General features: G+C 74.2%; 22 protein-coding genes and 1 pseudogene. 9 read left to right on the top strand and 14 right to left on the bottom strand.

All coding sequences use genetic code 11. The annotated features are described in order from the left end of the window. The first annotated feature begins 67 nt into the window (after nucleotides 1-67). The gene (locus tag OG689_RS05290) at nucleotides 68-223 is read left to right on the top strand and encodes a DUF6131 family protein (protein WP_266318177.1); all 156 of its coding nucleotides are present in this window, start codon (nucleotides 68-70) and stop codon (nucleotides 221-223) included. A gap of 279 nt (nucleotides 224-502) precedes the next feature. Then, a complete protein-coding gene (locus tag OG689_RS05285) occupies nucleotides 503-1462 on the top strand; it encodes a Gfo/Idh/MocA family protein (RefSeq protein WP_266318176.1) in 960 nt (319 codons plus the stop codon). 98 nt (nucleotides 1463-1560) lie between these two features. On the opposite strand, the gene OG689_RS05280 is transcribed toward OG689_RS05285, so the two are convergent. Beyond that, on the bottom strand, nucleotides 1561-1893 hold the full coding sequence (locus tag OG689_RS05280; protein WP_266318175.1) for a DUF1232 domain-containing protein: 333 nt from the start codon (nucleotides 1891-1893) through the stop codon (nucleotides 1561-1563). Between the two features lie 302 nt (nucleotides 1894-2195). On the opposite strand from OG689_RS05280, the gene OG689_RS05275 reads away from it, so the two are divergent. Then, the gene (locus tag OG689_RS05275; RefSeq protein WP_266318174.1) at nucleotides 2196-2918 is read left to right on the top strand and encodes a VanZ family protein; all 723 of its coding nucleotides are present in this window, start codon (nucleotides 2196-2198) and stop codon (nucleotides 2916-2918) included. Between the two features lie 59 nt (nucleotides 2919-2977). Here OG689_RS05275 and OG689_RS05270 read toward each other — a convergent pair. The 3 genes and pseudogenes from OG689_RS05270 to OG689_RS05260 all read right to left on the bottom strand — a co-directional run. Next, nucleotides 2978-3190, bottom strand: a pseudogene (locus tag OG689_RS05270) (EstA family serine hydrolase); the annotation flags it as partial. 117 nt (nucleotides 3191-3307) lie between these two features. Then, entirely contained in the window at nucleotides 3308-4000 is a 693-nt protein-coding gene (locus OG689_RS05265; protein ID WP_266318173.1) for an SDR family oxidoreductase, read from the bottom strand. A gap of 458 nt (nucleotides 4001-4458) precedes the next feature. Next, nucleotides 4459-5043, bottom strand: coding sequence for an XRE family transcriptional regulator (locus OG689_RS05260; RefSeq protein WP_266318171.1), 585 nt, complete (start codon nucleotides 5041-5043; stop codon nucleotides 4459-4461). A gap of 77 nt (nucleotides 5044-5120) precedes the next feature. Between OG689_RS05260 and OG689_RS05255 the strand changes: the two genes are divergently transcribed. Beyond that, nucleotides 5121-6128 carry a class I SAM-dependent methyltransferase gene (locus OG689_RS05255; protein ID WP_266318170.1) on the top strand — a complete coding sequence of 336 codons (1008 nt, stop codon included), beginning with the start codon at nucleotides 5121-5123 and terminating at the stop codon, nucleotides 6126-6128. Between the two features lie 160 nt (nucleotides 6129-6288). After that, nucleotides 6289-7776, top strand: a complete 1488-nt coding sequence (locus OG689_RS05250; protein WP_266318168.1) for an MFS transporter — start codon at nucleotides 6289-6291, stop codon at nucleotides 7774-7776. Nucleotides 7777-7797: 21 nt separating this feature from the next. Here OG689_RS05250 and OG689_RS05245 read toward each other — a convergent pair whose 3' ends face one another. Continuing rightward, a complete protein-coding gene (locus tag OG689_RS05245; protein ID WP_266318166.1) occupies nucleotides 7798-8073 on the bottom strand; it encodes a helix-turn-helix transcriptional regulator in 276 nt (91 codons plus the stop codon). Nucleotides 8074-8133: 60 nt separating this feature from the next. Here OG689_RS05245 and map point away from each other — a divergent pair, with 60 nt between their 5' ends. Next, complete coding sequence (gene map / locus OG689_RS05240) at nucleotides 8134-8901, top strand: type I methionyl aminopeptidase (RefSeq protein WP_266318164.1); 768 nt, start codon at nucleotides 8134-8136, stop codon at nucleotides 8899-8901. Between the two features lie 49 nt (nucleotides 8902-8950). Here map and OG689_RS05235 read toward each other — a convergent pair whose 3' ends face one another. The 9 genes from OG689_RS05235 to OG689_RS05195 all read right to left on the bottom strand — a co-directional run bounded on the left by OG689_RS05235 (nucleotide 8951) and on the right by OG689_RS05195 (nucleotide 19271). Next, nucleotides 8951-10348 carry an MFS transporter gene (locus tag OG689_RS05235; protein ID WP_266318163.1) on the bottom strand — a complete coding sequence of 466 codons (1398 nt, stop codon included), beginning with the start codon at nucleotides 10346-10348 and terminating at the stop codon, nucleotides 8951-8953. Further along, on the bottom strand, nucleotides 10332-11309 hold the full coding sequence (locus OG689_RS05230; RefSeq protein WP_266318162.1) for a glycosyltransferase: 978 nt from the start codon (nucleotides 11307-11309) through the stop codon (nucleotides 10332-10334). Before OG689_RS05230 ends, OG689_RS05235 begins: the two co-directional genes overlap by 17 nt. A gap of 9 nt (nucleotides 11310-11318) precedes the next feature. Further along, complete coding sequence (locus tag OG689_RS05225; RefSeq protein ID WP_266318161.1) at nucleotides 11319-12293, bottom strand: arginine deiminase family protein; 975 nt, start codon at nucleotides 12291-12293, stop codon at nucleotides 11319-11321. After that, nucleotides 12284-13609: a sulfotransferase gene (locus OG689_RS05220; RefSeq protein ID WP_266318160.1), complete on the bottom strand. Its 1326-nt coding sequence runs from the start codon at nucleotides 13607-13609 to the stop codon at nucleotides 12284-12286. The genes OG689_RS05225 and OG689_RS05220 overlap by 10 nt, the downstream gene beginning before the upstream one ends. After that, complete coding sequence (locus OG689_RS05215) at nucleotides 13606-15501, bottom strand: alpha-galactosidase (protein WP_266318159.1); 1896 nt, start codon at nucleotides 15499-15501, stop codon at nucleotides 13606-13608. The genes OG689_RS05220 and OG689_RS05215 overlap by 4 nt, the downstream gene beginning before the upstream one ends. 144 nt (nucleotides 15502-15645) lie before the next feature. Then, a complete protein-coding gene (galK, locus tag OG689_RS05210) occupies nucleotides 15646-16878 on the bottom strand; it encodes a galactokinase (protein WP_266318158.1) in 1233 nt (410 codons plus the stop codon). A 1010-nt stretch (nucleotides 16879-17888) separates the two neighbouring features. Beyond that, nucleotides 17889-18449, bottom strand: coding sequence for a DinB family protein (locus OG689_RS05205; protein WP_266318157.1), 561 nt, complete (start codon nucleotides 18447-18449; stop codon nucleotides 17889-17891). Nucleotides 18450-18579: 130 nt separating this feature from the next. Then, nucleotides 18580-19053, bottom strand: coding sequence for a hypothetical protein (locus tag OG689_RS05200; protein WP_266318156.1), 474 nt, complete (start codon nucleotides 19051-19053; stop codon nucleotides 18580-18582). Continuing rightward, nucleotides 19002-19271 (bottom strand): YciI family protein, encoded by a 270-nt coding sequence (locus OG689_RS05195; RefSeq protein ID WP_266326877.1) that lies wholly within the window; start codon nucleotides 19269-19271, stop codon nucleotides 19002-19004. Before OG689_RS05195 ends, OG689_RS05200 begins: the two co-directional genes overlap by 52 nt. A 326-nt stretch (nucleotides 19272-19597) precedes the next feature. Between OG689_RS05195 and OG689_RS05190 the strand changes: the two genes are divergently transcribed. The 3 genes from OG689_RS05190 to OG689_RS05180 all read left to right on the top strand — a co-directional run bounded on the left by OG689_RS05190 (nucleotide 19598) and on the right by OG689_RS05180 (nucleotide 23773). Continuing rightward, nucleotides 19598-20128 carry a YrhB domain-containing protein gene (locus OG689_RS05190; RefSeq protein WP_266318154.1) on the top strand — a complete coding sequence of 177 codons (531 nt, stop codon included), beginning with the start codon at nucleotides 19598-19600 and terminating at the stop codon, nucleotides 20126-20128. Nucleotides 20129-20489: 361 nt separating this feature from the next. Next, nucleotides 20490-22178 carry an acyclic terpene utilization AtuA family protein gene (locus OG689_RS05185; protein WP_266326875.1) on the top strand — a complete coding sequence of 563 codons (1689 nt, stop codon included), beginning with the start codon at nucleotides 20490-20492 and terminating at the stop codon, nucleotides 22176-22178. Continuing rightward, entirely contained in the window at nucleotides 22175-23773 is a 1599-nt protein-coding gene (locus OG689_RS05180) for a carboxyl transferase domain-containing protein (RefSeq protein WP_266318152.1), read from the top strand. The genes OG689_RS05185 and OG689_RS05180 overlap by 4 nt, the downstream gene beginning before the upstream one ends. The last annotated feature ends 9 nt before the right edge of the window (nucleotides 23774-23782 follow it).

Here is a 23782-nt window from a genome sequence, read left to right as displayed (position 1 = left end):
CCGCGCCGGCCGGCCGGGACAGTCCGGAACGGCACAGCCGTACCGGGGGCATCGTAGGGAGACGTCAATGATCGTGCTCGGAGTGATTCTCCTCGTCATCGGCCTCGTCGCCGGGATCGGAATCCTGTGGACCATCGGGGTCATCCTGGTGGCCATCGGCCTGGTCCTGTGGGTGATGGGAGCGCTGGGCCACGCCGTCGCCGGCCGGAAGCACTACTACTGAGGCCGGAGGCACTACTTGCTGAAGCGCCCCGCAACCGGACCGTGACCGCGGATCAGGACCGCCCCGCAGCAGGACCGCCCGGCAGGCAGGGCCGGGAGGGCCCGGGAGGGCCGGCCGGGGCAGTGCCGCCCACCGCCCCGGCCGGGCTCGCCCGGTCCCCGGGGGCGGCCGATCCGGGCGTTCCGACTGCTCACGGGGCGTTCTGGCATATGCTGCCGGAGGCTCGGCGCCCGTGACGGAGCGGGCGGCCACCACCACCCTCGCAGGAGCAGCCCCCCGATGACCGACACCGAATTCGACGACCTCGACCTCCCGGTGACCGACGATCAGAAGCTCCCCGTGGCCGTGATCGGCCTCGGCGACATCGCGCAGAAGGCCTACCTCCCGGTCCTCGCCACGCAGCCCGGTCTGGACCTCCGGCTGATGACGCGTGACCGCGCCAAGCTCGACCGGATCGGCGACGCCTACCGGATCGACCACCGGTACACCGACCTGGACGCCCTGATCGACAGTGGCGTACGGGCCGCCTTCGTGCACGCCGTCACCGAGCAGCACGTGCCGATCACCGAGAAGCTGCTGAACGCGGGCGTCGACGTGTACGTCGACAAGCCGCTCGACCACCACCTGGCCGGCGCCCGCCGACTGGTCGACCTGGCCGAGCAGACCGGCCGGTCCCTGATGGTCGGCTTCAACCGTCGCCACGCCCCCGGCTACGTGCAGGCCAAGGAGCGTCCGCGCGACCTGATCGTCCTGCAGAAGAACCGCGAGGGCCTGCCCGAGGCGGCCCGCAGCGCGATCTTCGACGACTTCATCCACGTCGTCGACACCCTGCGCTTCCTCGTCCCCGGCGAGATCGAGCACGTCGACGTGCGCTCCCGCAGCCGGGCCGGGCTGATGGAGCACCTGGTCCTGACGCTGGCGGGTGACGGGTTCACGGCGCTCGGCATCATGAACCGGGTCAGCGGCTCCACCGAGGAGGTGCTGCAGGTCTCCGGCGGCGACTCCAAGCGCGAGGTGATCAACCTCGCCGAGGTGATCGACCACCGCGGTCAGCCGACCGTCCGCCGCCGGGGCGACTGGGTCTCCGTGGCCCGCCAGCGCGGCATCGAGCAGGTGGTCCTCACCTTCCTGGAGGCCGTCCGGACCGGCAAGACGATCTCGGGCCGGGACGCACTGCGCACCCACGAACTGTGCGAGCGGATCGTCCTCGACATCGAGGCGCAGGCCCAGGCCCGCTGAGACCGCGCCCGGGGGCCGGCCCGCCCCACCGCCGGACCGCCGGTGGGGCGGGCCCCCGGGGCACGCCCCGGCCTACGCGTCGGACGTACCTGCCGGCCTCACCCCGTCGGGCCGTCCACGGCGTCCGGACCGCCCTCCGCTCGGACCCGCCCGCTCAGGCCCGCGCTCTGCGCCGCCTTGTGCAGCGACCGCAGGGCCACCAGCAGGAAGCCGATGTCGTCCAGCAGTACCGGGTCGGGCAGCAGGTCGACCGGGCTGACCAGATAGACGATGGACGCCCAGAACAGCACCTTGCTCGACATCGGGATCCCCGACGCCCCGAGCAGCCGTCGCGCCCGCACCAATTTGACCAGCAGCGTGACCGCCACCGCGAGGGTGGCCGCGATGACCACCCCGGCGGCCACCAGCCAGAACACGTCCCAACCGTCCACGTGGGCCTCCTCTCGTCCGATCCGCTCCGCGGTCCCCCGACCGGCCAGTATCCGTCACAGCGGGCCGCCGGCGCGTCGGCCGCGACGGTCGCCCGCTCCGGGTGTGCCCCGGATCACGCCCCGTGCACCCCGTCGCGGCCGGATTTCCGCCGCGCGGCCGGGCCGGCACGGCCGGGAGCTCCCGGCCCGGACCGTACGGCCCGGACCGCGCGGGGGCCGGCCGTGCAGGGCAGACCGGGGGCGTGGCACGGCCGAGCGCGGGTAGACGGCCGGTCCTGGAGCGGGGTGACCGGAGGGGTGTCATGATCAAGCAGGTGGCCGGGGCGGAATCGGGCAGAGCACGGACGGACGCGGGCCGGCCGGCCCCGGCGGGGCGGACGCGGTGGCGCCGGCGCTCCACCGCACCCGAGCGGTCGGCCGAGGCACCGGGGCAGGCGGCCGAGGCACCCGGGCAGGCGGCCGAAGCCGCCGGGCGGACAGCTGAAGGACGGGGCCGGGGACGGGGAGGGGCGGCCAAAGCGCCCGGGCGGTCCTGGCGGGCGGTCCTGGTCAAGGCGCTCGCGCTGCTGACGGCCTTCGTGGGCATGGTGGCCTTCGCCGTGGTGCTGGCCCGCCTCACCCTGGTCTCGGTCCCCGGCGCGGTCGGCCAGGTGCACAGCAACGTCCGGCCCGGCGACTCGCTGCGCCACTACCTGCTGCACGCCACCACCGTGGACGCGGCCCGGCAGGTCGGTGGCAACATCCTGCTCGGCCTGCCGTTCGGGCTGCTGCTGCCGGTGCTGGTGCCCAAGGCGCGCGGGCTGCTCGGGGTGCTGCTCCGGACGGCCGCGGTGATGCTGCTGGTCGAACTGGTCCAGGGCGCGCTGATCACCGGCCGGGCTTTCGACATCGACGACGTCATCCTGAACACCACCGGCGCGCTGATCGGCTACCTGCTGCTCGGCCGGCGGGCGGGCCGCGCGGTGCACCGGCGACCGGCGCCGGCCGCCACCCCGCCGGAGGGGGCGGTGGCCGGTCCGGTCTGAGGGCAGGCCCGCGGTCGGGCCACGCCGCCGGGGCCCGGCTCGGGCCCGGGGCCCGGCCGCTACCGGCCGGCGGTGGCCCGCAACACCGCCGCCGGCCGGACGTTCTCGACGGCCACCCCGCCGGGCAAGGCGAAGCGCCGCCGGGTGCAGCCGTAGGAGCCGCCGCCGCGCGGGTCGGCGAAGGCCTCGGAGCCGGCCGCGCCGCAGTGCCCGAAGCCGTCCGGCCCCAGGAAGGGGTAGCGCGTGCTCTCCGCCTCGAAGCCGAGCCCGAAGTGGTGGGCCTCGCCGGTCAGCAGGTCGGGGCCCGGGGGGTGCGGACCCGGCCCCCGGGCGTGAAGTGATCCGGTTCGGCCGGCGTCGGCGACCGAGGGCCGACAGGCGGGATCGCGTCAGCCGAGCTGCCCGGTCGGCCGCATGGTGATCTGATTGATGTCCACGCCCGCAGGCTGGTTGAGCGCGAAGGCGATCGTGGCCGCGATCTGCTCGGGGGTCATCGCCTCCTCAGGGGTGCCGCCGCGCTCGGCCCAGAACGCGGTGTCCACCACTCCGGGGGCGACGACGGTCACGCCGACCCGGTCCTTGCCGACCAGCAGCCGGGTGTTCTCGGCCAGCGCGTGCGCAGCCCACTTGGTGACCGAGTACAGGTTGCCGGGCGTGTTGCGCACCCCGGCGACGGAACCGATGAACACGATCCGGCCCCTGGACGCCCTCAACTGCGGCAGGGTCTCGCGCACCAGCAGGGCCGGGCCCAGGACGTTGGTGAGGACCATGGCGCGCATGTCCTCGGGGGCGTGGCTCTCCAGGTTGCCGGGAAGCGAGAAACCGGCGTTGGCAATGACGTTGTCCAGTCGGCCCCACGTCTGAACCACGCGGCGCACGGCGGCGGCGACGTCCTCCGCCTCGGCGGCGTCGCCGGTGATCGTCAGCAGCTGCTCACCCGCTCCGGCCGAAGCGGCGAAGGCGGCCAGCTTGCCCGCGTCACGTCCGGTGACCGCCACACGGTGGCCCTGCTCGAGGAGGGTGCGGGCGGTGGCGGCACCGATTCCGGTCGATCCACCGGTGATCAGCGTGACGGGCTCCATGCAGCGGCCTCCTCGGCGACGTGGTCATCAGTTCCCCAAAACGCCTGCACTATACGTGGGGTGAGCTGCTGCCAGGGGTGTCACGCCGTGGCGCAGCCCAGGCCCGCTCGACCGCCGCCGGTGGGAGCTCCCACGGGTACTGGGTCCGGCCGCTCTCCTGCCCGCCGCCGGGACGACATGATCTCCGCCTACGAAGATCTTGCCAGAGCCCACCTGCCGTCCGTCCAGGTACGCCAGGAGCTGCGCCCCCGCTCGTTCGGTTTCTCCGCCACGGTGGCGGCGAACTCCTCGCGCACCGCTTCGAAACCCGGTGCGACCGTCCCCCGGATGCTGGTCCCGCCCCCGTCGCGTCCCCCTCCTGATCAATGCTTCGCAGGCGCCGACCACCGGCCCGTCGCGGGAAACTCCCGCCGTCCGGCTTCGGTGGGAGGAACCGGCGCCGCCGAGCCGCCGCACCGTCAGGAGCGGGGCTTCGCCCGGACGTGCATCCGCTCGCCCTGCCGCCCGAACAGGCTCAGCACCTCGACCGGCCGGCCCTCCGCGCCGCTGAACCAGTGCGGCACCCGGGTGTCGAACTCGGCGACCTCGCCCGGGCCGAGGACGATGTCGTGCTCGCCGAGGACGAGCCTCAGCCGCCCCTCCAGCACGTACAGCCACTCGTACCCCTCGTGGCTGCGGAGGTTGGGCTCGGTCCCCCGGTCGGCGATGACCATCTTGTACGCCTGGAGCGGCCCCGGCCCCCGGGACAGCGGGACGAAGGAACCGCCGTGCGCCAGCGGACGGGGCGTCAGCCGCACCCGGGGATCCCCCACCTCGGGGGCGCCGACCAGGTCGTCCAGCGGCACGTTGTAGGCGCCGGCGAGCGGCAGCAGCAGCTCCAGGCTGGGCCGGCGCTGCCCGGACTCCAAACGGGACAGGGTGCTCTTGGAGATGCCGGTCGTCTCGGCGAGCGCGGCCAGGGTGAGACCGCGTTTCGCCCGCAGCCGCCTCAGCCGCGGGCCGACCTCGTCGAGGACCGCCTGGTACGTCGGTGCGTCTTCCATGCGGCCCATTTCAACCCGCTGTCCCGGTATTGGCAACAATAATTGCCGCCCCCACAACCCGGCGGCACGCTTCCCCCATGAGCGCACACCAGAACCCCGCACACCAGAACCCCGCACCTGGTCACGGCACCAGCCACGGTCACGGAAACGGCCACGGTCACGCCCACGGCACCAGCCACGGTCACGGAAACGGCCACGGTCACGCCCACGGCAGCACCGACATCGACTGGGAGGTGATGGCCACCCACCTGGAGAACAACGGCGAGATCCAATTCCCGGCGCTGCGCCGGGCAGCCGCCCACCTGAAGGACCTGCTCGGCCCGGAGCGCGAGGTTCGCCGCATCCTCGACGTCGGCAGCGGACCGGGCGTGATGGCCTGCCTGCTGGCCGAGACCTTCCCGGCGGCCGAGGCCGTCGCCGTGGACGGCGCGCCCGGGCTGCTGGACCGGGCCCTGGCCCGCGCCGAGCGGCTCGGCCTGGCCGGCCGGGTGGCCGTCCGGCACGCCGAGCTGCCCGAGGGTCTGACCGGCCGGGCCGAGGAGGGCGGTCCCGGCACCGCCGACCTGGTCTGGAGCAGCCGGGCCGTGCACGACCTCGGCGACCAGCAGGGCGCGCTGGACGCGCTCGCCGCCGTCCTCAGGCCCGGCGGTCTGCTCGCCGTCGCGGAGGGCGGGCTGCCGATGCGCTTCCTCCCGCGTGACATCGGCGTCGGCCGGCCGGGTCTGCAGGCCCGGCTCGACGCCGTCCAGGAGGACTGGTTCGAGGCCATGCGGGCCGAACTGCCCGGCAGTACCGCCGTCGTGGAGGACTGGCGCGGCATGTTCGGCCGCGCGGGCCTCGCCGGGGCCGGCAGCTTCACCGTCCTCCTCGACCTGCCGGCCCCGCTGGACGGGACGGCCCGGGACTTCCTGCACGCCCATCTCACCCGGCTGCGGGAGGTGATGGGCGAGTTCCTGGACGAGGAGGACCGCGGGACCGTCGACCTGCTGCTCGACCCGTCCTCCCCGGCGGGCATCCTCCGCCGGCCGGACGCCTTCGTGCTCGCCGCCACCACGGTCTTCACCGGCGTACGCCCGGCCGCCTGACCGGTCGCGGGAGCGCTGACGGCGGGGGCGTGTCCGTCCAGCCCCTGGCCCCGCTCCGTCCAGCGGCGCACCTGCCGGGACCACCCCGTGCAGCGCCCGCCCGCCCCGCCGCCGACCGGCGGCCGGGCTCCAGGAGCCGCCACAAAAATCGGAGTTCACCGTGACCCAGGTTCACCCGGGGCGGCACGAGGCAACGGCCCCAGGGGCCGGACGGACACCGTCCGTCCGGTGGGTGCTCGCCGGCCTCTCGCTGTCCGTGCTGCTCCCCTCGCTCGGCACCAGCATCGCCAACGTCGGCCTGCCGACCATGGCGCACGCGTTCGGCGCCCCGTTCCAGGCGGTCCAGTGGATCGTCCTCGCCTACCTGCTCGCCATCACCACCCTGATCGTCAGCGTCGGACGGCTCGGTGACCTCACCGGCCGCCGCCGGCTGCTGCTGGCCGGCATCGCCCTCTTCACCGCCGCTTCGGTGCTCTGCGGCCTCGCCCCCGCGCTCTGGCTGCTGATCGCGGCCCGCGCCGCGCAGGGCGTCGGGGCGGCCGTCATGATGGCCCTCACCATGGCCTTCGTCGGGGAGACCGTCCCCAAGGAGCGGACCGGCAGCGCGATGGGGCTGCTCGGGACGATGTCGGCGATCGGCACCGCCCTCGGCCCCTCGCTCGGCGGCGTGCTGATCTCCGGCCTCGGCTGGCGGGCGATCTTCCTGGTCAACGCGCCGCTGGGCATCCTGGCCCTGCTGCTCACCCGGCGCCACCTGCCTGCCGACCGGCCGCGGCCGACGACCGGCCGGGCGCGCTTCGACCACCTGGGTACGGTGCTGCTCGCCCTGACCCTCGGCGCGTACGCACTCGCCATGACGCTGGGGCGCGGCAGTCTCGGCGCGCTCACCGTCGCTCTGCTGCTGGCCGCCGCCCTCGGCGCCGGTCTCTTCCTGCGGGTCGAGGCGAGAGCGGCATCGCCGCTGATCCGGCCCGCCATGTTCCGTGACCCGGGCCTGAGTTCCAGCCTCGCCATGAGCGCGCTGGTCTCCACGGTGATGATGGCGACGCTGGTGGTCGGGCCGTTCTACCTGTCCCGCGGGCTCGGCCTCGGCGAGGCGCCGGTCGGCCTGGTGCTGTCCGTCGGACCGCTGGTCGCCGCCCTGACCGGCGTGCCGGCCGGGCGGGTCGCGGACCGCTTCGGTCCGGCCCGGATGACCGCCCTCGGGCTGGCCGCCGTCGCGGCCGGGTGCCTGGCGCTCGCCCTGCTGCCGGCACGGCTCGGCGTCGCCGGCTACCTCGCGCCCATCGTCGTCGTCACGGTCGGCTACGCGGTGTTCCAGACGGCCAACAACACCGCCGTGATGGCGGACGTCGGCCCCGACCGGCGGGGTGTCGTCTCCGGCATGCTCAACCTGTCGCGCAACCTCGGGCTGGTCACCGGTGCGTCCGTGCTGGGCGCGGTGTTCTCCCTCGCCTCGGCGACGGCCGACGTCACGACGGCGCGTCCGGACGCCGTGGCCACCGGCATGCGGGTCACCTTCGCGGTGGCGACGGCCCTGATCGTCGTGGCGCTCGCCGTCGCACTCGCCGTCCGCCCCCTTCCCCGCCGGGGGCGCCCGGTCACGGCGGAGGGTGCGGGTCGGTCGGAGCCGGCCCGCCGGGCCTGAGCGTGCGGCGGCCGGCGCCCGTCACGCGGACAGGGCCTCCCCGCCCTGGTCGGCGTCCTCCGCGCAGGCCGCCGCCAGGACGTCCAGCGACAGGCCCAGTGCGTGGGCCAGCGCGGCGACGGTGAAGAAGGCCGGGGTCGGGGCCCGGCCGGTCTCGATCTTGCGGAGGGTCTCCGCGGACACCCCGGCCGCGGCCGCCACGTCCACCATGCTGCGTTCGCCGCGGGCCTGCCGGAGCAGGGCTCCGAAGCGCTCGCCGCGTTGCCGCTCCTGCGGACTCAAAGGAACTCTCACCATGTCCGTGATACTAATACCGGTATAAGTATTGGTTCGCATCGCAGGGGAGTGTCAGCACACATGGTGGAGATCAAGACCGACAGGGCGCTGGAGGCGATGCGCGAAGCCGGACGCGTCGTGGCCCGCGCACTCGCGACCGTCCGCGAAGCGGCCGCCGTGGGAGTCCGCCTGCGGGAGCTGGACGAAGCGGCCCGCACCGTCCTGGACGAGGCCGGGGCACGCTCCCCCTTCCTGGGCTACCAGCCGTCCTTCGCCCCCGTCCCCTTCCCCGCGGTGATCTGCGCCTCCGTCAACGACGCCGTCGTGCACGGCATCCCCGACGACTACCGCCTGGGCGACGGGGACCTCGTCAGCATCGACTGCGGGGCCGAGCTGGACGGCTGGACGGGCGACGCCGCGATCAGCTTCACCGTCGGCACCCCGCGCCCCGCCGACCTGGCGCTGATCGCCGCCACCCAGCAGGCCCTGGACGCCGGCATCGCCGCCGCCACGGTCGGCCGTCGTATCGGCGACATCTCGCACGCCGTCGGCGCGGTCGCCCGCAAGGCGGACTACGGCCTGCTCGACGGCTTCGGCGGCCACGGCATCGGCCGCCGGATGCACGAGGACCCGCACGTCCCCAACCGGGGGCGGCCCGGCCGCGGTTATCCGCTGCGCCACGGTCTCGCCCTCGCGATCGAACCCATGCTGACGGCCGGCGGGCGCGACGAATACCGCACCGACCCCGACGGTTGGACCTTGCGGACGGTCGACGGCAGCCGGGCCGCCCACATCGAGCACACCGTCGCCATCACCGAGGACGGCCCCCGCATCCTCACCCTGCTCTGACCCCTGACCCCTGACCCCCGCGCGTGGGGCCGGGCGGCGGCCGCGCCCGTCACGGCTCGCCCGCCGCCCCCGCCGTGCCGGCCACGGCCGTCCCGCGTCGTTCCGTCCCGCGTCGTTCCGGCCCGCGTCGGGCCGGCCCGTGCCGCCCCGGCCCGCGCAGCGCGCCCGAGCGGGCCCACCAGAGCGCGCTGTACCCCAGCACGGCGCCGCTGAGGCAGAGCACCGCGGTCGACGGCTCCAGCACACTGCTCAGGCCGGCAGCCGCCAGCTGGCTGGCGCCCAGGGCGAGTGAGAACAGCATGAAGTCGATGCTGAACACCCGGCCGCGGACCGCGTCCGTGGTCACCGACTGCAGCCCGTACGACGACAGGCTCGCGTTCATGCTGCCGCCGACATGGGCGGTCACCACCAGCAGCACCGCCAGCGGGAACCACGAGGTGACGGCGAACAGCGCGTAGCCGCCCGCGAAGGTGAGGGCCGCCGACAGGACGGCCCCGCGCAGGCGCTCGGGGTGGCCGGCGAGCAGGGCCCGGCCCGCCAGCGGGCCGAGCAGCGCGCCCGCGCCGCGGGCCGCGAACAGCAGGCTGACCCCGGTGGGCCCGACGTGGAGGACGGCCGGCCCCAGGACGGGGAAGAGCGCCAGCACGCCGTTGCCCAGCCCGGTCGCGGGCTTGCAGGCGAGGAGGGCGGGGATCCGCCGCTCCCGGCGGGCGAAGGCGAGCGTCTCCCGGAGGTCCGCCCGGACACCCCCGCCGGGCCGGCCGCCCCCGCCCCCGCAGTCGCCGCGGATCCGGTGGGCCAGGGCTGCCGAGCCGAGGTAGGAGAGGACGTCGATCGCGAAGCAGCCGCCGGTGCCCACCAGCGCGGCGGCGAGCGCGCCGAGCGACGCGCCGACCGCCAGCATCACGCCCCACACCGCGCCGCTCAGGGCGTTGGCGGTCAGCAGGTCCCCGGCCGGGACGAGGTTCGGGGTGGCCGCGTTCACCGCCGGGCCGTAGAAGGCCTTCACCGCGGCGACCCCGCCCAGCGCGACCACCGCGATCCAGGCCGTCGACCCTGACCGGACCAGGAACAGCAGCGCCACGAACCCGGCCGACACCAGGTCGCAGACGATCATCAGGCGGCGGCGGTCCACCCGGTCGACCAGCACGCCCGCCCAAGGGGACAGTGCGGCTATCAGCAGGGTGTCGGCGGCCAGCACCAAGGCGCCCCACAGCGCGTCACCGGTCAGCCGTTCCAGCAGGGTCAGCAGCGGGATCATCGCGAACCAGTCGCCGCCGAGGCTGATCAGCTGGGAGAGGTAGACCCGCCGGAAGTCCGCCTCCCGGCGCAGCAGGGCGACTCCCCGCCAGCGGGACGGGCCGGCCCCCGCCCCCGCCGCGGCGCTCCGCACCTCACGTCCGCTCCGCACCTCACGTCCGCTCGGCACGTCACTTCTGTTCGGCACGCAGGACCTTGCGCAGCTCGTCGGTCCGTCCCCGGGCCAGCAGGTCGAGGTGCAGGCGGTCGCGCTCCGGCAGCACGGCGAGGATGCGGGGGTCGACGCCGGCGAGGAAGCCCACGCCGAGGCCCAGCGCGGCGGCCAGCGCCTGGTCGCTGTTCCACCGCAGGGAGGTGATGGCGACCCGCAGGTCGCCCATGCACATGTCCCGCTCGTAGGCGTCCAGCAGGTCGGGGGCGAGCCGGCGGACGATCCGCCCGGTCTCCACCATCATCCGCATCCGGGCCTCCAGGTTGGCGGGCTCGTGCAGGCGCTGCGTGATGGAGGGCTCGCCGGTGTCCCGGATCCGCCAGTGGTAGACCACCTCGGCGAGGACGTCGACGGCCTCGGCCAGGATGTGGGCGGTGACGGTGACGGGCGCGTCCTCGTACTCGGCCAGCGAGAAGGCGAAGCCGTGGTCGTCCCAGAACGAGCGGCGGAACACCTTGTTCCAGATCATCCGGTCGAGGATCAGCCGGTGGTCGCGGGTGATGTGGGTCCTGGTCCGCGGGGTGTCGAAGACGTCGGTGTAGCGCGGGTGGCGGTGGACGCCGGCCGAGGTCAGGCGGCGGACGTCGCCGGAGGCGAAGTCCGAGCCGGAGCGCTCCAGGCAGTTCACCAGCGACCGGTAGGCGGTGGCGGGGACGACGTCGTCCGCGTCGGCGAAGGCCAGGTACCTGCCGGTGGTGACGGCGGTACCGGCGTTGCGGGCGGCGCTCAGCCCGCGCCGGCGCTGGGTGACGACCGTGAACCGGGGGTCCTTGTCGGCCCGGACCTGGGCGATCAGCGGTCCGTCGTCCGTGGAGCCGTCGTCGACGAGCACGAACTCGGCGTCGCCCAGTTCCTGTTCGGCGAGTGAGGCCAGGCAGGCCTCGAAGTACGGTGCGACGTTGTGGAACGGCACGACGACGCTGAGAAGAGGAGACATCGGGGAGGTTCAGTCCTTCGCTAGACGGCGGAGAATTCCGGTCGCGCAGCCGATCCCGCCGGCGCCCCCGAAGAGCTCCGGCACCGGTACGCGGGCCACGCACTCCACCCCGTGCCGGCCCAGCAGGGCGGCCGTCCGGGCGGAGCCTTCGGACATCAGCACGGCGCGGGGGGCCACGGTGACGAAGTTGAAGGCGAAGCCGCGCACCACCTCCTCGTCCTCGGGCACCTCGACCACGTCGAAGCCCAGCTCGCGCAGCCGGCGGACCTCCGCCGATTCCAGCCGCGAGGTCCGGGCGGCCAGCAGGTCGGTGTCCAGCACCTGCAGGACGCCCAGCAGGTGCTGCACGTCGCGGGGAACGGTGAGGGTCAGCACGCTCGCGCCCTGCCGCTCGGCCTCCTCGGCCACCTGACGGGCGCCCGAGCTGTCGGTACGCACCCCGATCCCGACGGCGACCAGCCCCGGCCGCAGCCAGAGGGCGTCGGCGCCCTCGAACCGGCCGTCGGCGCCGACGGAGCGGGCCACCGGGATGCCCAGCCGGGCGCACAGCCCGAGGGTCTGGTGCTCCTCGCCGGCCCGCACCGCGCTGGCCATCCGGGGGATCACCGCGCCGGCGCCGGTCATCCACAGCAGGTCCCGGGCGTACATGGCGTTGGCCCCGCAGTACGGGTTGGCGGGCCGCGGGGCGGGGGCCGCGAACTCGTGGACGGTGATCCCGAGCCGGCCGTACGCGGCGGCGAGCGCGTCGAGGTCGCGGCGCAGCCGGGCGTACCGCAGGGGCCGCAGGTGCTGCAGCTGGTCCGGCCGGCCGCTGGTCAGGCGTTCGGCGGGCGGGCAGTGCAGGACGACGTCGCGCAGCCGGTCGGCGTCGCAGCGCACCGACATCGGGGCCCAGAGGCCGCCGTCGGCGATCTCCTCGGCCAGGCTGCCCGCGCGGGGCCGCCAGCCGGGGCCGTGGTACGCGGCGGAGGCGGTCAGGTCCACCGGGCGTTCTCCTTCCACCGGTAGCCGAGCTCCGCCGCGACCTCGGCCACCGCGGGCTGCCTGACGGCGGGCGCGAGCAGGTCGACCCGCCGCCGCCACCGGGCCGGCCCCGGCCGGGCCGTCGCCATCACCACGGGCAGCTGCTGCCGGTGGGGCAGGCTCCGCAGGCCGGCGAACGCGAAGACGGCGTCGAGGGTCCGGTTCCGGGTCGCCGGGTCGATCAGCCGCTCGAAGGGCAGGCGCATGACCGCTTCGGCGCCCGCCAGGTCGAGCCCCTCCAGGATCGCCCGGTGCGCGCCCGCCCACTGCGCCGCGCAGACGGCCTCCAGCGGGCTGTCCGCCAGCGCGCGCCAGCCGGGCGGGAGGTCGAAGTTCCACCAGCGCCGGGCGGCCGGGCCGAGTTCGCGGTAGCCGGCGATCGACAGCTCCACCTCGTCGGAGACGTCGTAGGAGAAGAAGCCGCGGTCCCGCCAGCCGTCGTAGAGGCCGTTCACGGCGGCGGCCGGGTTGCGGGTCAGGTGGATGATCCGCAGCCGCGCGCCGGGCATCAGCCGGCGCAGCAGGGGCAGCCGGTAGGCGTCCACCGAGGACTTGACCACCACCACCCGGCGGCCGAGGTCCGCCGCGTCGGGCAGGGCGCGCGGCCGGGGGACGACGAACGGCGGCTCCTCGATGCAGTACCCGTCGGTGGGCGGCCCGAAGGCGGCCGGCGACGGCCGGCGGCGCAGCGCGGCGGGGAGGTCGTAGACGTCCGGGTCCAGGCGCGGGTGCCGGTGCCGCAGCCGTCCGAGCAGGCGGCCGAAGACCGCGGCCGGGTCGGTGGGATCGGCGCAGCCGGCGAGGGCGTACGCGGTGGCCTCCCGGACGGCGGAGTACTCGATCGCCTCCAGCGGCCACTGCAGGGCCAGCCGGCGCGCCACCGCGACGGCGTACGCCTCGACGCCGGCCGGGCCGGGGTGCGGGTCGTCGGGGCGGGAGCCGCGCAGCAGTCCGAGGAAGTCGGCGGCGAACTGCGCGTGGTCGAAGCCGACGTCGGCCGGCAGGACGTCCGATCCGTCCGGCCCCCGGTCGAGGCGGTTGAGCCGGTACAGGGCGGTGTGCTCGCCCGCGACGGACAGCGCGTCGGGGTGATCCGCGAGCAGCTGGTGGAGCAGGCTGCTGCCGCCGCGCGAGGAGGCGACCACCGCCACCAGGCGGGAGATCCGGGAGAGGTCCCCGGCGGGCGCCGGCCCGGCGGCGTCGGCCTGGCGCAGCAGCCGCCGGGCCCCGGCGATCGAGGCCTCCCGGGCGGACGTGGTGACCTGGCCGGCCGTCACCTGGACTCCTCGGGGGCGCCGCCCGGCCGGGTGAGGACGATGCTTCCGCCCGGTGGTACCGCGAGGCTCAGCGGGCCCCCGGGGTGCTCGCCGTGCCCGACGGGAGCGCCGGCCGGGTCGAAGGTCCGGAACCGCATCGGGCCCGCCGCCGCGTCCACGGTCAGCCGGGTGGCGTAGCCGGCGTTGAGCACGACGGCGGGGCGGTCGATCCGGCAGGCGGTGGCCGGTGCCAGCAGGAAGACGAGGTCCCGTTCGTCGGCGCGGGCGCGCAGCACACGGTGCGCGTTGTCGTCGCCGGTGCGGTGCCGGCGGAAGCCGCTCAGGTTCTCCGCGTACAGGGCGTGGAGGTGGCGCAGCACCTGCCGGCTCGGCTCCGGCAGCCGGACCAGGTCGGCGCCGTAGGCGGGGATACCGACGGCGAGCATGGTGAGCACCGCGACGGCGACGTCCTCGGGCGTGTCGCCGGGGGCGAAGGTCTGGTAGTCGTTGAGCGCGAACGGGGTGTACGCCTGGATGTGCAGCGTGCGCAGGAAGTTGCTGCGCGGGTCGAACGGGGCGTCACCCGCCCGCATGCAGCTCCCGTACGGCGTGAGCAGCGCGGTGCCGTAGTTCTGCTTCAGCTCGACGATGTGGTCGGGCGCGATCTCCCGGGTGCGGCGGTCGATCTCGGCCAGCAGCAGCTCCAGACCGTTGATCATGGAGGTCACGTCGTGCTCGTGGAACGGACTCCGGCACCGGATGTCCGGCACCCAGTTGAACAGGTCGTACTTGGCGCCGTGGAACCCGTACTCCCGGGCCAGCCGGACGCAGACGCCGGCCATCACCTCCCGTGCCTCGGGCGACATGAAGCACAGCGAGTAGAACTGCGTCTCGCTGCGCACGGGTTCGCCGGAGGCCGGGGCGATCAGCAGCGGGCGGCGTTCGGCGAAGCACGCGGCGGCCGGGCCGACGGCGTGCGGGGCGCACCAGATCAGGGCCCGGCCGCCGAGGTCGCCGACGGCGCGGACCAGGGCGGGCAGGTCCGGGAACCTGGCCCGGTCCGGGGTCCAGTCGCCGATGTTCAGCGGGGTGCCGTAGGGGGAGTCCAGGCCGGGGCCGAACCAGCCGTCGTCGATGATGAAGTTGCGGATGCCCGCGTCCAGGCCGGCCCGCACGTTCCGCAGTACCAGGTCCTCGTCGAGTTCGTCGCTGGACCAGTCCGTCCAGCTGCACCAGTAGGGCTCCAGAGCGCCGGGGGTGATCTGGTCGGGCCTGCCGTGCAGGCGGCGGGTGTGGTCGGAGAAGTCCCGCAGGACGTCCGCCCAGGACTGCCCGGCCTCCTGCCGCCCACGGGTGAGCAGGTAGAGGTGCTCGGTCACCGAGCCGTCCACGGCGGCGTTCAGCGGATCGAGCGGATAGTCGGCCGTCCCGCGCCGGATCGCCACCTCGACCCCGCCGGTGTGGACGTTCAGGGCGCGGTTGGACACCGGTTCGAGCAGGCGCAGGTCGGTCTCCGCCAGCGGCCCGACGATGCCGGCCGCCAGCTCCACACCACGGTCACGGCCGGTGAACAGGTAGAGCGGCACCTTGATGTCGTCGATCCGCGAGCGGGCCTCCCGGCCGTACTTCCAGAAGGCGGTGACGTGCTGCAGGTTCATGAACCACCGGCCGCTGTCCGGCCCGATCACCTCCTCGAAGTTGCCCAGCGGCGCGCGGACCGCGTACTCGACCGAGGCGATCGCGGTGCCCGGCGGGGGAGTGACGGTGATCCGATGGGGCGAGGTCGGGCCGACGAGCACCGACATGCCCGCCTCGGCCACCCGGGCCTCGGCGCCGAGCGGCAGCGGGCCGATCACCGCCGTCTCGCCGGAGTGCAGTTCCACGCGCAGCCGCAGCTGGACCGAGTCGTCCATGGTTCTCCTTCTGGTTCGGCGGTGTGGGCCTTCACGTTCTGGGAGTACGTCAGCTGTGGTCCGGCCCTGGTGCGGTGGACCAGCCGTGGAGTGGTGGACCGGCTGTGGAGCTGCGGACCTGCCGCGGAGTGGTGGGCGCCGGCGTCAGAGCAGGCGGCGGGCCCCGGCGGACGGTACGACCGGGAAGATCCCCGGCGCCGCGTACCCGGCGCTCCGGAAGGCCGTGGTCACGGCCTCGGTGACCGGCGCCACCCGCCCGTCGGGGACCAGGGCGATCACGGAGCCGCCGAAGCCGCCGCCGGTCATCCGCGCACCCAGAGCGCCGGCCCCGAGGGCGGTGTCGACCGCCAGGTCCGTCTCGGGGCAGGAGATCCGGTAGTCGTCGCGCAGCGAGGCGTGGCCGGCGGTGAGGACCGGCCCGAGACCGGCGAGGTCCCCGCTGTTCAGAAGGGCCACGGCCGCCCCGACCCGGGCGTTCTCGGTCACCACGTGCCGGACCAGCCGCCCGAGGTCATCCGGCAGCGACCGCACGGCCGCGGACAACCGGCCCGCCGGCAGGTCGCGCAGGGCGCCGAGCCCCAGGAGATCGGCGGCCTGCTCGCACCCCAGCCGCAGCGCGGCGTACGCGCCGTCACCCAGATCGTGTTTGACCCGGGTGTCGACGACCAGCAGGCGCAGACCGGCCTGCTCCGGGTCGAACGGGATGCTGGTGGCGGTCATCGTGCGGGTGTCGAGGTGCAGCGCCCTGCCGGCGGTGGAGCAGGCCGAGGCCAGTTGGTCCATCGCCCCGCACGGGACGCCCGCGAAGGCGTTCTCGGCGTGCTGGGCGACCAGGGCCAGCTCCACCGGGCCCAGGCCCAGGTCGTACAGGTCGTTGTAGGCCGTGGCCACGACGCACTCGAGCGCGGCGGAGGAGGACAGCCCGGCACCGGCCGGCACGTGGCTGTCGAAGTACAGGTCCGCGCCGCCGACCGGGTACCCGGACTCGTTCAGCGCCCAGACCACCCCGGCCGGGTAGGCGGCCCAGGTGGTGACCGCCCCGGGCTTCAGCTCCTCCGTCCGAAGCACGGTGGTCCGGCCGTCGCCCTGGGTGCTGTGCAGGCGCAGCAGGCCGTCGTCGCGGGCGGCGGCCGCCAGAAAGGTGGCCTGCGGGATCGCGATCGGCAGGGCGAACCCCTCGCTGTAGTCGGTGTGTTCGCCGATCAGGTTGACCCGGCCGGGCGCCGCCCACACCCCGTCGGGGGCGCCGCCGAAGGCTTCGGCGAAGCCGCCCTGCACCGAGCGGACGGCGGGCTCACGAGAGCTCGGCCCGTCGCCGGCCGGTGACAGGTCGAACGGGCTGTCGTGCGGCCGACCCGGGCCCGGGTGGATGTGCATGGGGTTCACCTCTCGAAGTGGCGGTGCTGAGGTTCGGGGACGCGTGGGGGACGCGTGGGGGACCACGCGGACGTCGGTGGAACGGGTGGTCGGCGCGAACGGGGATGCCACGGACAGCCCGGCGGGCGGCAGGGGTCGTGGCGTGGCGTGGCGTGGCGTGGCGCCGGAGCCGCGTCGGTGCGGGAACGGGCTCACGGGGTGCTCCGACGGGCCGTCCGGTCTGAACAGGGCTGGGGGGAACCTGCACAAGGGGGTCGGGGGAAGGGCAGGGGAGGGCAGTGCAGCCACGAAGCCGACAGGAAACAACATGTGATATTGAGCTACCGAACGGGATGGAACAAATCTCATCGCCGGTACGGCATCATGTCAAGTGGTTACGCGAACATCGGAAGTTGGCAATCTGAAGGATCATCAACTGAGTGTTCGTCATCCGGCGCCGAGCGGCGTCGTCCTGGAGCAGTGCCCCGCCCGCGGTTTGTCCGGCCCGCCGGCGAGACTCCCGAGTCGTCCCGCCGTGGCCTCCGCCCTCGGTGAACGCCCAGCATGTACGCGCCCCCGGGCATCGCCGGTGGCCTGCCCGGCGCGGCCGCCCACCCGTCGTCGGGGCGTTCGGACGGCCGTCGATCCAGCGGTCCGGTCACGCCGGGGGCGCTCGGGCGGCCGGGGATCGCCGGGTGGCCCGACCAGAACCGTCACCCTCCGCATGTTCGCGTGAACACGCACATGCGGTCCCTGTCGCCGGACCGGCGCGGGGCGCGGGAGGCCGCCGGACCGGATCCGGCCGCCGGGCGGGGTCCGGGGCCGGACGGGGGCGGGGCCGGACGGGGGCCGCGCTGCGCGCCGCGGGATCAGGCGGACGACCTGACCCCGGCCCGGCCTACGTGCCGGCACGCAAACGGCACCATTGGCGACCGTCGCCGAGCGCCGTGCCGGTCGTCAATGGTGCCGTTTCCGCTACGGGAGTGCCGCGCGGACCTCGCCGTCAGCGGGCCGAGGACGGGCCGAGGGCGCTATTGCCCCACCCGGCCGTCGACGCACTCGCGGAGCAGATCGGCGTGCCCGCAGTGGCGCGCGTACTCCTCGATCCGGTGGACCAGCAGCCCCCGGACGGAGTCGCCGTGGCGCCCCACCCGCACGGCCGGATCCGGGTACTCGGCCAGCACCGCGTCGGTGGCCGCCTGTTCGCGGACGAGGTCGGCGAACGCGTCGTCGACCAGCCCCTGCTCCGCGGCGGCTCCCTCGAAGTCGCCGTCCCGTGCTCCGTACAGCTTGGGCTCCGGGTCACCGGGCGTGATCCAGTTGCGCCAGTCCCGCTCCACCTCGGCGAGATGACGGACCAGCCCCAGCAGGGACATGGTCGACGGCGGCACCGACCGCCGCGCGAGTTGCTCCGGCGTCAGCCCCTCGCACTTCATCCGCAGGGTCAGCCGATAGCTCGTCAGGTAGTCCTGCAGCGTGGCCAACTCGCCGTCCGGGCTGGGTCCTTCGTTGTTGCGAGGGTCCTTGTCCGGGTCCGCCCACATGTCGGGGTAGACGCTTGCCTGGCTCCAACGCTCGGGTAGGTCGCTCATCCTGCGCATGATTCTGAGCGGCGGCCCGGCAGGCAAGTGATTAATTCCAGGGTGACCAGGGTGACCCGGCGACCCCGGCGAGCGGCACGGACCGGTGCGGGGGACGGGGCATCGGTGGGGGTCGCGTGGTTCATCCGCCGGCCGGTTGGTCGCGCCGGCGCTCCAGGTACGCCGCCTCTGCGGTGTTGCCGGCCAGGGCGACGGCCCGGTCGTACGCCGCCCGCGATTCCTCGCTCCGGCCCAGTCTGCGCAGCAGTTCGGCGCGGGTGGCGTGGAAGGGGCGGTAGCCCTCCGGCGGCAGGCCGTCCAGCTGGGCCAGCGCGACCTGCGGGCCGTCGAGTTCGGCGACGGCGACCGCCCGGTTGAGCCGGACGATCGGCGAGGGGTCGAGGCGGACCAGCTGGTCGTAGAGCGCGAGGACCTGTGACCGGTCGGTGCCGCGGACGTCGGGGGCGTCGGTGTGCACGGCGTTGATCGCGGCCAGGATCTGGTCGCGCCCCGGGGCCTGGCCGGAGGCCGGCCGGGCGCGGACCAGGGCGTGGCCCTCGGCGATCAGCGTGCGGTCCCAGGCGCCGCGGTCCTGCTCGCCGAGGGCGACGAGCATCGTCGACATCGTTCATGCGCCCAGGACCGGCCGGACCTCGACCCTCCGGTCGCAGTGCTTCGACCCGGGCGGGCGAGCCGCAGCGCCACGTCGAGGTCGGCGGCCTCGATGATCCAGAAGCCGATGATGTACTCCTTCGACTCAAGGAAGGGGCCGTCGGTGAACGGCGCCGCCCCGTCCCGGCCGTCGACGACGGTGGCCGCGTCGGGGCCGGCCAGGCCGGCGGCGAAGACCCAGTGACCATCGGCCTTGAGCTACCGGTGAACACCCCGATCGCGGCCATCGCCTGCTCGGTGGCGAGTCGGGACGAGTCGGCGAGAGTGGAAAACCAGGTACTGCGCCATCGGGACCATCTCCCTCCTGTCGTTTCTGCGACCGCCCTCGGGCCGCCCTTCACCCCTACTACGAACGCCGCCGCCCCGATCCGACACCGCCGCCGGGTCTCGGCAGCGATGGTTGGCCTCCCTGCGCCGTGCGCCGGGCGGCACCGGATCGACGACCGGTTGCGCCGAAATCCGGTTGATCCGGGGTGAAGGATGGGACCGTGATCTCCGAGGAACGAGCGGTCGAGCTGGTCGAATCCCTGCTGGCGCGGGAGCGGCCGACCTGGGGATGGGCCAGGTTGATTCCTGAGCTGGCCGTCTACGCCGTCGAGGAGCGGTCGGTCGGTTGGCTCTGCCACTGGACCTCGGCGGAGGGGGCCCGTAACCCGGCTCTGCGCGGGAACCTCCTCGGTGGCCCTCTCCTGGTCGACCGAGAGGACGGGAGCATCCACTTCGTTCCCGGCAGCCGCTGGACCGATGACTGGGAGGAGGACTACCTCTGGCAGGTCAAGAGCATCAGGGTGCCCGACCCCCTCGCCGCAGCCGTCCGGCACCTCGCGAACTCCGTCGGGACGGCTGCCGCCATGCAGCACCTGCGCAGGCAGGCCCCGCGGATGAGCGTGCAGGAGGCCAAGGGCTACGTGACGATCGTCAGGGACGGGAGTGAACCGCCCGAGGAGCTGGCGAGCCTCACCCGCAAGCCCGATCCGGACCTGGGCCCGATCGAGATGCTGGCCGGACCGGTCCAGTAGCAGTCCGGCTGCCGGTGTGTATCGAGATCGGCGCAGTGGGTGGCTGTCCCGAAGGAGCGGCGTACGGCGTCCGTGATCGCAGAACACCGGCCGGCAGCTGTGACTTGGAGCCGTAGTCGGCGGGCTTGTCTGCAGGTCGTGCGGGTGCCTGCGTCAGCTGGATTGCCACATCGGCCACCCGCAACGGACACAGCTTCGACCGGCAGGCCCTGGCCCTGCTCTTCCAGCACCGCCTGGTCGCAGCAGCTGACCGTTGCCGAACGATCATCGACGACGAAACAAGCATGCATGCTTGCTTTTTCCGAGGGCCGGTGCCACGCTGCTGCCCGAAGGCAACCGGCACGGCAGGGGAGGCGTCACGGTGCTGCGGATCGGCAATGCTTCGGGCTTCTACGGCGACCGCTTCGAGGCCGTCCACGAGATGCTCGGCGACGGCCCGTTGGACGTCCTGACCGGCGACTACCTCGCCGAGCTCACCATGCTGATCCTGGCCCGCGACCGCGCCAAGGATCCGGCTCTGGGGTACGCCAAGACCTTCCTGCGGCAGATGGAGAAGTCCCTCGCGCTGGCCCTCGACCGGGGTGTGAAGATCGTGGTCAACGCCGGCGGACTCAATCCCGCCCGGCTCGCCGGGGCGCTGCGCGAACTCGCCGCCGACCAGGGGCTCACCGTCCGGGTCGGGCACGTCGAGGGGGACGATCTGCTGCCCAGGGCGGCGGAATTGGGCCTCCCCGGAGGGCTGCTCGCGGCCAACGCCTACCTCGGCGCCTTCGGCATCGCCGAGTGCCTGCGGGCCGGTGCCGACGTGGTGGTCACCGGCCGGGTCACCGACGCCGCGCTGGTCGCCGGCCCGGCGGCCGCCCACTTCGGCTGGGGGCCGGGAGACTTGGACGCGCTCGCCGGGGCGGTGGTGGCCGGCCATGTGCTGGAGTGCGGGGCGCAGGCGACCGGTGGCAACTACGCCTTCTTCCTCGAGCACGACCTGCGCCGGCCGGGCTTCCCGATCGCCGAGCTGGAGGCCGACGGCAGCAGCGTGATCACCAAGCACCCCGGCACCGGCGGCGCCGTCACCACCGGGACGGTCACCGCGCAGCTGCTGTACGAGACGGCCGGCGCCCGCTACGCCGGCCCCGACGTGACGGCCAGGCTGGACACCCTGCGGCTCACCGGGGACGGGCCGGACCGGGTCCGGATCAGCGGGGTCCGCGGAGAGGCCCCGCCGCCCACCCTGAAGGCCGGCCTGAACCGGCTCGGCGGCTGGCGCAACGAGGTGGTGTTCGTCCTCACCGGGTTGGACATCGAGGCCAAGGCCGCCCTCACCCGGAGCCAGTTGGAGCAGGAGTTGGAAGCGGCCCGGCCGACCGAACTGCGCTGGACCCTCGCCCGCACCGACCACCCGGACGCCCCGGGCGAGGAGGAGGCGAGCGCCCTGCTACGGCTGACCGTCCGGGACCGTGACCGGGAGAAGGTCGGCCGCCGGGTCGGCTCCGCCGCCGTCGGACTCGCGCTGGCCGGCTACCCGGGCTTCCACCTCACGGCGCCGCCCGGCCCGGGCGCCCCCTACGGCGTCTTCGAGGCCGCGTACGTCGACCCTGCCACCGTCGAGCACACGGCCGTGCACCCCGACGGCACCCGCGCCGTCGTCCCGCCCGCGCCGGTGACCCGTGCCCTGGAGCCGCTCGCCGTACCGCCGTTGCCGCCGCCGCCCGCGGCCGGCCCGACCCGCCGCGCGCCGCTCGGCCGGGTGGCCGGCGCCCGCAGCGGCGACAAGGGCGGGGACGCCAACCTCGGCGTCTGGGCCCGGGACGAGGAGGGCTGGCGCTGGCTCGCGCACACCCTCACCGTCCAGCGGCTGCGCGAACTGCTGCCGGAGGTGGCCGAGTTGCCGGTCACCCGGCACCTGCTGCCGAACCTGTGGGCGGTCAACTTCACCGTCCGGGGACTGCTCGGCGAGGGCGTGGCCGCGCAGGTGCGCTTCGACCCGCAGGCCAAGGCCCTGGGGGAGTGGCTCCGCTCCCGCCACCTCGACATCCCGGAGGCGCTGCTGTGACCGTCCTGCCCACCCGTCTCGACCCGGCGGGCCCCGAGTTCGCCGAGCACCGCGACGCGATGCGGGAGCGGCTCGACGCGCTGGCCGCCGAGCACACCAAGGCCCTGGCCGGCGGCGGCCCCAAGTACGTCGAGCGCCACCGCGCCCGGGGCAAGCTGCTGCCCCGCGAACGCATCGAACTGCTCATGGACCCGGACTCGCCGTTCCTCGAACTGTCCCCGCTCGCCGCCTGGGGCAGCGACTACCCGGTCGGCGCCGCGCTGGTCACCGGCATCGGTGTGATCGAGGGCGTGGAGTGCGTGATCACCGCGAACGACCCGACCGTACGCGGCGGCGCCAGCAACCCCTGGACGCTGCGCAAGGCCCTGCGGGCCAACGCGATCGCGCTGGAGAACCGGCTGCCGCTGGTCAACCTGGTCGAGTCCGGGGGCGCCGACCTGCCCAGCCAGAAGGAGATCTTCATCCCGGGCGGCGCGCTCTTCCGGGACCTCACCCGGCTCTCCGCCGCGGGCGTTCCCACGGTGGCCGTGGTGTTCGGCAACTCGACCGCCGGCGGGGCGTACGTCCCCGGCATGTCCGACCACACCGTGATGGTGAAGGAGCGCGCCAAGGTCTTTCTCGGCGGGCCTCCGCTCGTGAAGATGGCCACCGGTGAGGAGTCCGACGACGAGTCGCTCGGCGGCGCGGGGATGCACGCGAGGGTCTCGGGCCTGGCGGACCACTTCGCCCTCGACGAGCCCGACGCGCTGCGCCTCGCCCGGCGGATCGTCGCCCGGCTGAACCACCGCAAGGCCGGCCCAGGACCGGACCGGCTCGCCGCCCCGCCGAAGTTCGACGAGGAGGAGCTGCTCGGCATCGTCCCGGGCGACCTCAAGGTGCCCTTCGACCCGCGCGAGGTGATCGCCCGGGTGGTGGACGGCTCCGACTTCGACGAGTTCAAGCCGCTGTACGGCGCCAGCCTGGCCACCGGCTGGGCGAGCGTGCACGGCTACCCGGTCGGGATCCTGGCCAACGCCCAGGGCGTGCTGTTCAGCCCGGAGTCGCAGAAGGCCGCCCAGTTCATCCAGCTCGCCAACCAGCGCGACATCCCGCTGATCTTCCTGCACAACACCACCGGCTACATGGTCGGCAAGGACTACGAGCAGGGCGGCATCATCAAGCACGGCGCGATGATGATCAACGCGGTCGCCAACTCCAAGGTCCCGCACATCTCGGTGCTGATGGGCGCCTCCTACGGCGCCGGGCACTACGGGATGTGCGGCCGGGCCTACGACCCGCGCTTCCTGTTCGCCTGGCCCAGCGCCAAGTCCGCCGTGATGGGCCCGCAGCAGCTCGCGGGCGTGCTGTCGATCGTCGCCCGGCAGTCGGCCGCCGCCAAGGGGCAGCCCTACGACGAGGACGCGGACACCGCGATCCGCGCGATGGTCGAGCAGCAGATCGAGGCCGAGTCGCTGCCGGTCTTCCTTTCCGGACGCCTCTACGACGACGGCGTCATCGACCCGCGCGACACCCGAACCGTGCTCGGCCTCTGCCTCTCCGCGATCCACAACGCGCCCGTCGAGGGCGCGCGCGGCTACGGCGTCTTCCGGATGTGAGGGACTCAC

It is taken from the genome of Kitasatospora sp. NBC_00240 (assembly GCF_026342405.1).
Lineage (GTDB): Bacteria > Actinomycetota > Actinomycetes > Streptomycetales > Streptomycetaceae > Kitasatospora.
The sequence above is the reverse complement of the archived record's forward strand: the minus strand, read 5'-3'. Positions and strand labels throughout refer to the sequence as shown.

Excerpts from the sequence above, each read along its gene's own strand:
- OG689_RS05265 (WP_266318173.1), bottom strand. The coding sequence starts at position 4,000 with ATGGAGCCCGTCACGCTGATCACCGGTGGATCGACCGGAATCGGTGCC.
- OG689_RS05290 (WP_266318177.1), top strand. The coding sequence starts at position 68 with ATGATCGTGCTCGGAGTGATTCTCCTCGTCATCGGCCTCGTCGCCGGG.
- OG689_RS05255 (WP_266318170.1), top strand. The coding sequence starts at position 5,121 with ATGAGCGCACACCAGAACCCCGCACACCAGAACCCCGCACCTGGTCAC.
- OG689_RS05260 (WP_266318171.1), bottom strand. The coding sequence starts at position 5,043 with ATGGAAGACGCACCGACGTACCAGGCGGTCCTCGACGAGGTCGGCCCG.
- OG689_RS05215 (WP_266318159.1), bottom strand. The coding sequence starts at position 15,501 with ATGGACGACTCGGTCCAGCTGCGGCTGCGCGTGGAACTGCACTCCGGC.
- OG689_RS05230 (WP_266318162.1), bottom strand. The coding sequence starts at position 11,309 with ATGTCTCCTCTTCTCAGCGTCGTCGTGCCGTTCCACAACGTCGCACCG.
- OG689_RS05205 (WP_266318157.1), bottom strand. The coding sequence starts at position 18,449 with ATGAGCGACCTACCCGAGCGTTGGAGCCAGGCAAGCGTCTACCCCGAC.
- OG689_RS05275 (WP_266318174.1), top strand. The coding sequence starts at position 2,196 with ATGATCAAGCAGGTGGCCGGGGCGGAATCGGGCAGAGCACGGACGGAC.
- OG689_RS05285 (WP_266318176.1), top strand. The coding sequence starts at position 503 with ATGACCGACACCGAATTCGACGACCTCGACCTCCCGGTGACCGACGAT.
- map (WP_266318164.1), top strand. The coding sequence starts at position 8,134 with ATGGTGGAGATCAAGACCGACAGGGCGCTGGAGGCGATGCGCGAAGCC.
- OG689_RS05200 (WP_266318156.1), bottom strand. The coding sequence starts at position 19,053 with ATGCTCGTCGCCCTCGGCGAGCAGGACCGCGGCGCCTGGGACCGCACG.
- OG689_RS05245 (WP_266318166.1), bottom strand. The coding sequence starts at position 8,073 with ATGGTGAGAGTTCCTTTGAGTCCGCAGGAGCGGCAACGCGGCGAGCGC.
- galK (WP_266318158.1), bottom strand. The coding sequence starts at position 16,878 with ATGCACATCCACCCGGGCCCGGGTCGGCCGCACGACAGCCCGTTCGAC.